General features: G+C 70.1%; 14 protein-coding genes. 4 read left to right on the top strand and 10 right to left on the bottom strand.

Annotation, left to right across the window (positions count from 1 at the left end):
• Positions 1-258, bottom strand: a complete 258-nt coding sequence (locus ACKI2N_RS29875; RefSeq protein WP_420992448.1) for a hypothetical protein — start codon at positions 256-258, stop codon at positions 1-3.
• Positions 259-596: 338 nt separating this feature from the next.
• Between ACKI2N_RS29875 and ACKI2N_RS29870 the strand changes: the two genes are divergently transcribed.
• The gene (locus ACKI2N_RS29870) at positions 597-818 is read left to right on the top strand and encodes a glycine zipper 2TM domain-containing protein (RefSeq protein ID WP_420992449.1); all 222 of its coding nucleotides are present in this window, start codon (positions 597-599) and stop codon (positions 816-818) included.
• 66 nt (positions 819-884) lie between these two features.
• On the opposite strand, the gene ACKI2N_RS29865 is transcribed toward ACKI2N_RS29870, so the two are convergent.
• From ACKI2N_RS29865 to ACKI2N_RS29855, 3 genes are all read right to left on the bottom strand, one after another.
• The gene (locus ACKI2N_RS29865; RefSeq protein WP_420992450.1) at positions 885-1,403 is read right to left on the bottom strand and encodes a hypothetical protein; all 519 of its coding nucleotides are present in this window, start codon (positions 1,401-1,403) and stop codon (positions 885-887) included.
• Positions 1,404-1,466: 63 nt separating this feature from the next.
• On the bottom strand, positions 1,467-1,928 hold the full coding sequence (locus ACKI2N_RS29860) for a PRC-barrel domain-containing protein (protein WP_420992451.1): 462 nt from the start codon (positions 1,926-1,928) through the stop codon (positions 1,467-1,469).
• 37 nt (positions 1,929-1,965) lie between these two features.
• A complete protein-coding gene (locus tag ACKI2N_RS29855; RefSeq protein WP_420992452.1) occupies positions 1,966-2,331 on the bottom strand; it encodes a BON domain-containing protein in 366 nt (121 codons plus the stop codon).
• 364 nt (positions 2,332-2,695) lie between these two features.
• Between ACKI2N_RS29855 and ACKI2N_RS29850 the strand changes: the two genes are divergently transcribed.
• Positions 2,696-2,977 (top strand): hypothetical protein, encoded by a 282-nt coding sequence (locus tag ACKI2N_RS29850; RefSeq protein WP_420992453.1) that lies wholly within the window; start codon positions 2,696-2,698, stop codon positions 2,975-2,977.
• 76 nt (positions 2,978-3,053) lie between these two features.
• On the opposite strand, the gene ACKI2N_RS29845 is transcribed toward ACKI2N_RS29850, so the two are convergent.
• The 6 genes from ACKI2N_RS29845 to ACKI2N_RS29820 form a co-directional block, all read right to left on the bottom strand.
• Positions 3,054-3,782, bottom strand: a complete 729-nt coding sequence (locus tag ACKI2N_RS29845; RefSeq protein WP_420992454.1) for an amino acid ABC transporter ATP-binding protein — start codon at positions 3,780-3,782, stop codon at positions 3,054-3,056.
• Positions 3,763-4,419: an amino acid ABC transporter permease gene (locus ACKI2N_RS29840; protein ID WP_420992455.1), complete on the bottom strand. Its 657-nt coding sequence runs from the start codon at positions 4,417-4,419 to the stop codon at positions 3,763-3,765. The genes ACKI2N_RS29845 and ACKI2N_RS29840 overlap by 20 nt, the downstream gene beginning before the upstream one ends.
• Entirely contained in the window at positions 4,419-5,081 is a 663-nt protein-coding gene (locus ACKI2N_RS29835) for an amino acid ABC transporter permease (protein ID WP_420992456.1), read from the bottom strand. Before ACKI2N_RS29835 ends, ACKI2N_RS29840 begins: the two co-directional genes overlap by 1 nt.
• Before the next feature lie 133 nt (positions 5,082-5,214).
• The gene (locus ACKI2N_RS29830; RefSeq protein WP_420992457.1) at positions 5,215-5,997 is read right to left on the bottom strand and encodes a transporter substrate-binding domain-containing protein; all 783 of its coding nucleotides are present in this window, start codon (positions 5,995-5,997) and stop codon (positions 5,215-5,217) included.
• Positions 5,998-6,059: 62 nt separating this feature from the next.
• Entirely contained in the window at positions 6,060-6,815 is a 756-nt protein-coding gene (locus ACKI2N_RS29825; RefSeq protein WP_420992458.1) for a GntR family transcriptional regulator, read from the bottom strand.
• Between the two features lie 187 nt (positions 6,816-7,002).
• Positions 7,003-8,475 (bottom strand): efflux transporter outer membrane subunit, encoded by a 1,473-nt coding sequence (locus ACKI2N_RS29820; RefSeq protein ID WP_420992459.1) that lies wholly within the window; start codon positions 8,473-8,475, stop codon positions 7,003-7,005.
• 143 nt (positions 8,476-8,618) lie between these two features.
• Here ACKI2N_RS29820 and ACKI2N_RS29815 point away from each other — a divergent pair, with 143 nt between their 5' ends.
• Entirely contained in the window at positions 8,619-9,170 is a 552-nt protein-coding gene (locus ACKI2N_RS29815) for a winged helix-turn-helix transcriptional regulator (protein WP_420992460.1), read from the top strand.
• Between the two features lie 23 nt (positions 9,171-9,193).
• On the top strand, positions 9,194-10,303 hold the full coding sequence (locus ACKI2N_RS29810) for an HlyD family secretion protein (protein ID WP_420992461.1): 1,110 nt from the start codon (positions 9,194-9,196) through the stop codon (positions 10,301-10,303).
• The last annotated feature ends 107 nt before the right edge of the window (positions 10,304-10,410 follow it).

Here is a 10,410-nt window from a genome sequence, read left to right as displayed (position 1 = left end):
CTACTGCATCCATCCGTTGCGCAACCCGGATTCCCGCATCCCGCCGTCGCCGACGCGCTCGGTCGCGTTGACCCGCTCGCGGTCGCCCGGGCGGAAGGCGGAGCCGTCCGGGCGGCCCTCATAGCGTTCGTCCCGTCCGTGGCGATAGCCGCCATCGCGGCCATCGCGGCCATCGCCTCCGTATCCGCCGGGCACCCACAGGCACCCCATCTGCACGAGTGAAAACGCCACGATACAAAGCCAGCGATAAGTTCGCATGTCATTCTCCGGTCGACACCAGCGGCGCGTGGATGAGCGGCCCGGCGGGCCATCGGACCACAGCGGCCATGCGGGCTGCCAGGGCAGGGCGGAGGCGTTTCATTGCGGAGCGTCATCATCGCGACGAGCCATCATTGCGCCGGCGCGAGCGCGGCGTCGGTACGCTATTGGACAGGCGCCGGCATCAAGCCCGGCGCGCGGCGCAGCGCGTACGCTGCCGGACCGACGCGCGGGCGCTGCCGGGCTAGCCTCAGGGCAGGCTGGCGATGGCGGTCTGCATTGCCGCTTCCAACCTGGGCCTCCGGCCGGGGCGGACATCAGTAAATCGAGGTATCAAAATGAACAGCAACAATATCGGTGTCATCCTTCTGCGCGTGTCCATCGCCGTCACGGTGGTGGGTGTGCTCGGATGCAGCGGCATGTCCCGGCGCGATACGGATACCGTGGCGGGAGCGGGGATCGGCGGCGTGGCCGGCGCGGTGCTGACCGGCGGCAGCGCGCTGGGCACGGTGGGCGGCGCCGCGGTCGGCGGCATTGTCGGCAACCAGGTCGGCAAGTAACGCGCCCGCGAACAACGCGCCCGCGGAGCGTCCACGCAAAGGCGGGCGCTCCGCGCTGGCGGCGGCTCATGCCCGGCGGAAGTCCGGCAGCACCTCGTTGCGTTCTTCGACGCTCTCGCCGCCCAGGGCGTTGACCACCAGCTTCACGGACTCCTTCGTCCCGCGGGCGCAACTGGCGACCAGCAGCATTTCGCCGGGCGCGAGGCTGGCCCGTTGCCGGGCGACCGCGCCGCGCGGGATCGACCCGCCGAGCCACCGGCCCAGCCACGCGCCCGCCAGGCCGCCGATCGCGCTGGCCGCGACGCAGGCCAGCACGCTAGCGAAGGTGCCGGCCGAGGTGCCCAGGGCCAGCGTCGCATAGACCGCCAGCGCGGCGCCGGGCAGGATGCCGGCGATTTCCCATTCGCGCCGGTAAGTGGTCTGGGCGGCGGCGGCATTGCGCAGTCCTTCGACCGCGTGGCCGTCACGCTGGATGAACCACGGGCCCTTGATGCGCACGGTGGAAGCGGGAAGCTCGGCCAGCGCCGATTGGATCTTCGCCGCGCCGACGGCGTCGCGAAGCCGGAAATACAGTACGGTGCGCATGTTTTCACCTCGCAGCAAGCGTGCTTTCACCGGATCGGAAACGAAGCGGTGCCGGTGCGGCCGTCAGGGCTGCGCTTCGCGCTCGTAGCGGTAGTCCTTCCAGTACGGCGAGGCACCGTAGTACTCATGGATGGTGGTGCCCCATTGCGGATCGGCCATGCTGGGCCAGTGGTCCTTGTCGAAGCCGGGCGCGGCCTCGAGCATGGCTCTGTCGATGCCGAGCACGAAGCTCTTGCGCTGGGTATCGAGGGTCAGCGCGGACCACGGCACGGCGAACAGCTTGCTGCCCATGCCGAGGAAGCCGCCGAACGACACCACGGCATAGGCAATGCGCCCGCCGCCCACGTCCAGCATGATGTGGTCGACCGTGCCGAGCTTGTCGCCGCCGGGGCCGACCACGGCATTGCCTTCCAGTGTGTCGGCCGCCATCACGAAGGGCCCCGGGCCGGGGTTGTCCGGGTCGTTGGTGCCGACGATGGCGGCGCGCGGGCCGCCGCTGTTGCGATCGAGTTCGTTCGGGTTCATGGCCTTGCTCCAGGGTTGCGGTTGTGCCGCCGGCGCATCACAGCTTGCGCACGGCCAGATGGTTCTCCACCGACCTGACGCCGTCGGTGGCGCTGGCGATGTCCGCCGCCGTCTGCTTTTGTGTCGCCGACGGGACGCTGCCGGTCAGGCGCACCACGCCTTCGCGGGTCCGCACGTGGACCCGGGTGGAACTCAGGTGCTTCTGTTCGAGCAGGCTTGCCTTGATCTTGGTGGTGATGGTGGTGTCGCTGACGCCTTCGCCCACCGTCTCATGCGTGGGGTTGGGGTTGGAGAGCGACGCGTCCGTGCTGCCGGCGGCCCCGTGGCTCAGCGGCGCGTAGAGGGTGGCGAGCGCGATGCAGGCAGCGCTGGCCGCGAGTCGGATGGAATGGATGGTTTTCACTTGGGCTACCTCGATGCGGATCCGGTCAGGGATCCAGTCAACGGCCGGGAAATGCGGCCGTTCGGCGCGGCGTGGCGATGGATCCTGTCCTTCGCCGCGCAGTGCCAACAGACTGAGACTGGCATCGATTCGCCATGCTGTCGGTACGATGGCGGACACGCATCCGCCGCATCCGGCGTGCCTCCCGGGGCCAACAAGAATCGCTCGCAAGTGCACGGCACCGTACCGATTTTTTGTAGGCGGGCGCCTACACTGGCAACAGATGCGATTCCCCGGCCCGAAGGCGCGGCCGCTCAGGCTGACCCGGGCGGCCGTTGCCGCCGGGCCGCGGAGGATCCGTCGCAACCGTAACGCTGGAGGGTGCATGCAAGCCCAAAGTCAAGATCACAGTGTGATTGTCTATCCTGATCTGGCTGGTGGATGGTACTTCGCGGAAATCGACGGAAAGGCCGTCTACCGCTTCGGCCCATTCGATTCACGCAAGATCGTGAAAGAGCTGATCCCGGTGCTGTTTCCCGAGTTGCCGGTGCTGGAAATGACGGATTCCCCGGCGCGCGGGGATGACGAGGCGCTGATGATCCTCGGCCATGCGCAGCGGATGGAGAAGATCACCGAGGGCCAGCCGGGCAGCGCGGCGCTGGTCTGAGCGGGAGCCAGGCGGCCGTGCCGGACGTGTGCGCCACGTGCGGCAGGTGCGGCACGATCGCCCGGACGCGGACCGCTCAGGCGGCCATCCCCAGGAACTGCTGCAGCTCCGGCGTGGCCGGCTTCGTGAACAGGTCTTCCGGCGCGCCCACCTCGTGCACGCGGCCCTGGTGCATGAACACCACGCGGTTGCACACCTCGCGCGCGAAGCGCATCTCGTGCGTGACCATCAGCAGCGTCATGCCCTCGCTGGCGAGCTGGCGCACCACGTTCAGCACTTCCATCACCAGTTCCGGGTCCAGCGCCGAGGTGATCTCGTCGCACAGCAATGCCCTGGGCTGCATCGCCAGCGCCCGCGCGATGGCCACGCGCTGCTGCTGGCCGCCGGAGAGCTGGTCGGGATAGCTGTCGAACTTTTCGGCCAGCGCCACCTTGGCCAGGCATTCGCGCGCGCGGGTGCGCGCTTCGGCTTCGCCGACGCCGGCGGCCACGGTGGGCGCCAGCATGACGTTGCGCCCGGCGCTCAGGTGCGGGAACAGGTTGAACTGCTGGAAGATCATGCCGACCTTGCGCCGCAGCGCGCGCAGTTCCAGCTCGCTGGTGCCGAGCTTGGCGCCGGCCACCGTGATGTTGCCTTCGTCGATGCTTTCCAGGCCGTTGATGCAGCGTAGCAGCGTGCTCTTGCCCGAACCGCTCTTGCCGATGATGGCGATGACTTCGCCGGCCTCGACCTTGAGGTCGATGCCCTTGAGCACTTCGTTGGCGCCGAAGCGCTTCTTGACGTTTTCAATGGCGATGAGCGACATTGAGCTTCCTTTCCAGGTGACGGCTGTAGCGGGACAGGGGCCAGCACAGCGCGAAGTAGATCAGGGCGACCAGTGCGTAGACGGTGAAGGGGCTGAAGGTGGCATTGGTGATCACCGTGCCGGCCTTGGACAGCTCGACGAAGCCGATGATCGAAGCCAGCGCGGTGCCCTTGATGATCTGCACGACAAAGCCCACGGTGGGCGCGATGGCGATGCGCAGCGCCTGCGGCAGGATCACGTAGCGCATCTGCTGCAGGTGGCCCAGCGACAGGCAGCCCGCGGCTTCCCACTGCCCCCTGGGAATGGCTTCCACGCAGCCGCGCCAGATCTCGGCCAGATAGGCGCCCGACCACAGCGAGAGCGCCAGGCTGGCGGCCAGCCAGGCGGGAATCTCCACGCCGAACAGCGCCAGCCCGAAGAAAGCCAGGAACAGCTGCATCAGCAGCGGCGTGCCCTGGAACACTTCGATGAAGGCCCAGGCCGCGCAGCGCGGCGCCGCGCGCCGGCCGATGCGCATGAACAGCACCAGCAGGCCGGTGGCGGCGCCGCCGATAAAGGCCACCAGCGACAGCACCACGGTCCAGCGCGCGGCCAGCAGCAGGTTGCGCAGGATGTCCCACGTCGAAAAATCGGTCATCAGGCTCTCCGGAACAGCAGTCCGCCGATGCCGCGCAGCACCTGGCGCAGGCCGATGGCGAGCAGCAGGTAGATGCCGGTGGTCAGCAGGTAGACCTCGAAGGCGCGGAAGTTGCGGCCCTGGACGAAGTTGGCGGCAAAGGTCAGGTCCTCGGTGGCGATCTGCGAGCAAACCGCGGAGCCCAGCATGACGATCACCACCTGGCTGGACAGCGCCGGCCAGATCTTGCGCAGCGCGGGCAGCAGCACCACGTGGCGGAACACCTGGAAAGGCGCCATCGCCAGGCTGGCGCCCGCTTCGAGCTGGCCGCGCGGTACCGCGGCGATGCCGGCGCGCACGATTTCCGCGCTGTAGGCGCCGAGGTTGATCACCATGGCCAGGATGGCGGCGGTCATCTCGCCCAGGTGCACGCCGGCGCTGGGCAGGCCGAAGAAGATGAAGAACAGCTGGATCAGGAACGGCGTATTGCGGATCAGCTCCACATAGCCGCCGGCGATGGCCGCCAGCCAGGCCGGCCCCTGCGTGCGCGCCCAGGCGCAGGCGATGCCCAGGGCCACGCCGAGCACGCCGCCCACGGCGGTGAGTTCGGCCGTGACGGCGATGCCGTGCGCGAACACGCCGGCATAGTCGAAGGCCGAGAGAAAGTCGAATTGATAGGACATGCGGTGCCGTAGGTAGGCGCGCGCGCAGCGCGGGCGTTCCCGGCCGCCCCGGCGGGTCCGGGGCGGCGGGACTTCGGGACATCAATGCATCAATGCATCAACCAACGCATCGGTGCATCGGTGCATCGGCGCATCAGAGCGTGGAGGGCAGCGGCATGCCGAGCCACTTCACGGTCAGCGCGTTGAGCTCACCGTCTTTCTTGGCTTCGGCCAGGATGGCGTTGACCTTGGCCTGCAGCTTGGGCTCGCCCTTGTTCAGGCCGATGAAGCACGGCGAGTTCTTGATCAGGAACTTCGGCTCCGGCTTCTTGGGCGGGTTCTTGGCCAGGATGGCCGCGGCCACCACGTTGCCCGTGGCCACCAGTTGCACCTGGCCCGAGAGGAAGGCGCTGATGGTGCCGTTGTTGTCCTCGTAGCGCTTGATGGTGGCGGTGGGCGGGGCGATCTTGCTCAGCTCCAGGTCTTCCACCGCGCCGCGCGTCACGCCCACGGTCTTGCCGGCCAGGTCGGCGGCGCCGGTGACCTTCTGGTCGGCGGGGCCGAACACGCCGTTGTAGAAGGGCGCATAGGCTTCGCTGAAATCGATGGCTTTCTCGCGCTCGGGGTTCTTGCCCATGCTGGAGATCACCAGGTCCACCTTCTTGGTCTGCAGGTAGGGCACGCGGTTGGTGCTGGTCACCGGCACCAGTTCCAGCTTAACGCCCATCTTCTTGGCGATCAGCGCGGCCACGTCGATGTCCAGGCCTTGCGGCTTCATGTCGGCGCTGACCGAGCCGAACGGCGGGAAGTCCTGCGGCACCGCGACCTTGAGCACGCCGGCCTTGACGACGTCGTCGAGCGCTTCGGCGCTGGCGGTGTGCATGGCGAAGGCGAGTGCGGTGGCGCCGAGGCCGAGGAGGAGTCTGGAGAGCTTCATTGGAGGTCCTTGCTAGCTTGCCGTTTGGGGGTTGGGGTGAAGGGGAAACCGGTTCGGGGCGCTCAGTTGCCGTGCCCGAGCGGGCGCAGCGCCTGGCGCAGCGGGTCGGGCGGGTCGTCGGGCGCGGCCGCGCTCAGGCCGGCCTCGACGTCGCCGAGGTGCGCGTCCATCAGCGTGATGGCCTGCTCGGTGTCGCCGCGCGCCAGCGCCGCCACGATCTGCGCATGGTCGGCGCACGAGGCGTGGGCCTGGTGGCTGGACTGGTAGCGCATGGCGATCAGCGTGGTGCGCGCGGTCAGGTCGCGCAGCGTGTCGGCCAGCAGCACGTTGCCTGCGCATTCGCCCAGGCACACATGGAAATCGCCCAGCAGGTAGCTGCGCAGGGCCGCGTCGTCGGCCGCCAGCGCGCGTTCTTCCTGCGCCACGTGTTCCTGCAGGCGGCTGATGGCTTGGGCGGTAAGCGGCGGCGCGTAGCGCAGCAGGCCAAGCTCGATGGCGCGCCGCGCCGCGAAGGCCTGGCGGGCTTCCTGCCGGGACGGCTCGATCACGAACCAGCCGCGCCGCGACGAGACGGTGACGATGCCACGCGCGGCCAGCCGCGTGAGCGCCTCGCGCACCAGCGTGCGGCTCACGCCGAACAGCCCGGCCAGCGCCTGCTCGCCCAGGCGCGTGCCCGGTGCCAGGCGCTGGGCCAGGATCGATTGCGTGATGCGCTCGGCGATCTCGGCCGAGGACGCGGTGCGGCCGTCGTCATCGCCGGCGCGCAGCGCGGGCGGCAGGCCGGAGGTGTCGGTGAGGTCGGGCGTGGGGAAAGTCATGCCACGCTGTAACGCAATAGGTATGCCAGCCTGATATACAAGCTGCGCGCACAGGTTTTGTACGCAAAGGTGGCATCGGCGTCATGCGGGCGTGCACCAGTTGGGCGCCGGCGCGGGCGCCCGGCGGCCCCGGTGCACGGCGATGGTGCGTGCCGGCCGCCCCCCCCCCGCCTGCCGTGCGACGGACTTACCAGCCGCCCCCCAGCGCCCGGAACGTCGCCACCGCCGCGCGCGCGTTGTCGGCATGCACGCGCGCCTGCTGGTCGCGCGCGGCCAGCAGCTGGCGCTCTTCGTCGAGCACTTCGAACAGGCTCACCGCGCCGCCTTTGTAGGCGTCCTCGGAGGCGCCGCGCGCGCGCACGTGCGCGTCGATCTCGGTGCCCAGCTCCTTGCCCTGCGCTTCGAGCTCGGTGAGCGTGACGACGGCGTTCTCCACGTCCTCGGTGGCGCGCAGCATGGCGTTGCGGTAGTTGACGAGCGCCTCGGCGTTGGCGCCGCGCGCCTGCGCCACTTCGGCGTCCACCCGCCCGAAATCGAACAGGCGCCAGCGCAGGCCGGCCACCCCCACCGGCTGGAACGACGCGGCGGAGAACAGCTTGCCGGTGCTGAAGCTTTCGAAGCCGAGCAGCGCGGACAGCGACAGCTTGGGGTAGTACTCGGCGGTGGCCGCGCCGATGCGCGCGTTGCTGGCGGCCAGCCGGCGCTCGGCGGCGATCACGTCGGGGCGGCGGCGCAGCAGGTCGGCCGGGCCCTGGGCCACGGAGATGGCGGGCACGGCGAGGCTGGCACTGGCCGCCGGCCGGCCCAGTTCCGCGGCGTAGGTGCCGGGCTGCGCGCCCATCAGCACGTCGAGCCGGTTGAGCTGGGTTTGCAGCTCGATGCGCAGCGGCGGGATGGTCACGCGCGCCTGCGCCACCAGCGCCTCGGCCTGCGCGACTTCGCGGCTGGACGACAGCCCGTCGTTCAGGCGCAGTTTCACCAGTTCGAGCAGCTTGCCGTTGGTCTGCACCTGTTCCTGCGCGATGGCGATGCGCTGCTGCGCGCCGCGCACGCGGAAATAGGCGTCGGCGGCCTCGGCCGCCACCGAGACGCGCACGCCGAGCTGCTCGGCCTGCGCGGCCTGGGCTTCGGCATCGGCGGCTTCGGCGCCGCGCCGCAGGCCGCCGAACAGGTCGATTTCCCAGCTCGCGCCGGCGCCCACGTCATAGAGCGCGGGATTGCGGTTGTAGCCCGGGAACTGGCTGGCGATCCGGCCGACCGGGCTGCCCAGCGACTGGCGTTCCTTGACCGCCTGCGCCGACAGGCTGCCCTGCGGCAACAACTGCGCGCCGGCTTCGGCGGCCGCCGCGCGCGCCTGCTGCACGCGCGCCAGCGAGGCGGCCAGGTCCAGGTTCTGGTCCAGCGCGCGCTGCACGATGCGGGTCAGCGCGGGATCGTCGAAACCGGTCCACCAGCTATCCAGCGGCGGCGCGGGCAGCGTGGCCGCGCGCGCGGCCAGCACGTCGGCATGGGGGTAGGCGGCGGTCGTTTCCAGCGCGGGCTGCCGGTAGTCGGGCCCCACCGCGGCGCAGGCCGCCAGGCTGAGGGCGGCGAGCGCGCTTGCCGCGCGCGCCGGTTTCCGGCTTGGCTTCCGCACGGTGCGGGGCGAGGTCCGATCCATTGTCTGTTTCCTTTCCGGCATTCCCGCCAAGCGGCGCCATCGCCGCCTCGCGAAATTCGCTCACAAGTTACTTGCATGATGATATTGACAACTCTATACTAACTTTCATATTGATAGCAGCATGATTTTCGGAGGTAGGGAACATGCGGAAAACGCCGCTCGATACAGCCCCGTGCCCCATCGCCCGCAGCCTGGCGCGGGTGGGAGAGTCGTGGAGCGTCCTGATCCTGCGCGAGGCGTTCTACGGCACGCGCCGCTTCGACGATTTCCAGAAACAGCTGGGCATCGCGCCCAACATGCTGTCGCGCCGGCTCGAGATGCTGGTGAGCGAAGGGCTGCTCGAGCGTCGCCAGTACTGCGACAAGCCGCCGCGCTCCGAATACCTGCTGACCCCGCGCGGCCGTGATTTCCGGCCCGTGATGCTGGCGCTGCTGGCATGGGGCAACCGGCACTTCTCGCCCGACGGCGAGCGCGTGGTGCTGGTGGATCGCCATACCGGCGCCACCGTCACCCCGGTCCTGGTCGATGCCGCCAACGGGCGCCCCATCACCGAAGCCGACCATTTCGTCGCGGCCGGACCGGCCGCCAGCGAGCGCATGCGCGCCCGCCTGGCGCGGTCGGACGGCGCGCGCGCCGCGGCCGCCGCTGGCGGCCCCCCCATCCCCGGCGACCCGCAGACCGCGGGCGCCATCTGAATCCGCATCGAAGAGGAAGCGTCATGACTAGTGAAATCGCCGCCGACCGGGCCGGCTCCGATCCCATCCCTGTGTCGAAGCCCCGCATCGGCCGCAAGCGCCTGGCGCTGGCCGGCGCGCTGATCGCCGTGGGCGTCGGCCTGGCGGTCTATGGCCAGCACTGGTGGACCCACGGCCGGTTCCAGGAGAGCACGGACGATGCGTATGTCGGCGGCGAGGTCACGGTGGTCGCGCCCAAGGTGGCCGGCTACCTTGCCGAGGTGCTGGTGACCGACAACCAGCAGGTGCATGCCGGCGACCTGCTGGCGCGCATCGACGACCGCGACTACCGCGCCGCGCTGGCCAAGGCCGAAGGCGCGGTGGCCGCGCAGCAGGCCCTGCTGGCCAACCTCGACGCCACGCGCGCGCTGCAGGAGGCCGTGATCGGCCAGGCCCGCGCCGCGGTGACCGCCGTGGATGCCGATACCGTGCGCACCCGCGACGACCAGGCTCGCTACCAGAGCCTGGCGGCCAAGTCGGCGGTGTCGGTGCAGAGCTCGCAGAAGGCCAATGCCGACTACAAGCAGTCGCTGGCCAACACGCAGCGCGCCCAGGCCAGCCTGCTGGCCGCGCAGCGCCAGATCGACGTGATCGCCACGCAGAAGCTGCAGGCCCAGGCCGCGCTGGCGCAGGCCGTTGCCGAGCGCGACATCGCGCGCCTGAACGTCGGCTACACCGAACTGCGCGCGCCCATCGACGGCATCGTGGGCAACCGGCGCGCGCGCGTGGGCGCCTACGCCGCCAGCGGCACGCAGTTGCTGTCGCTGGTGCCCACGCACGGCCTGTGGGTCGACGCCAACTTCAAGGAAGGCCAGCTGGCGCGCCTGCGCCCGGGCATGCGCGCCACGGTGGAGGCGGACGTGCTGCCCGGCCAGGTCTTCCACGGCCGCGTGACCAGCCTGGCGCCGGCCACCGGCGCGCAGTTCAGCGTGCTGCCGCCGGAGAACGCCACCGGCAACTTCACCAAGATCGTGCAGCGCGTGCCGGTGCGCATCATGCTCGACGAGAACGACGCCAAGCTGGCCCAGTTGCGCCCGGGCCTGTCCGTGGTGGCGGAGATCGATGCCCGCGCCGACGCGCAGGTGCGGCAATGAGCGGGGCCGCGCTGGCGGGCGCGCAATCCGGCGCGCAATCCGGCCCCGCTGCCGGGCAGCCCGCGCCGGTCCGCCCGCCCGCGGGTTTGCCGGACTTCTCGCCGGCG

Origin of the sequence: Cupriavidus sp. 30B13, assembly GCF_049059565.2 — a bacterium.
GTDB lineage: Bacteria > Pseudomonadota > Gammaproteobacteria > Burkholderiales > Burkholderiaceae > Cupriavidus.
This window is presented reverse-complemented; position numbering and strand designations above follow the sequence as displayed.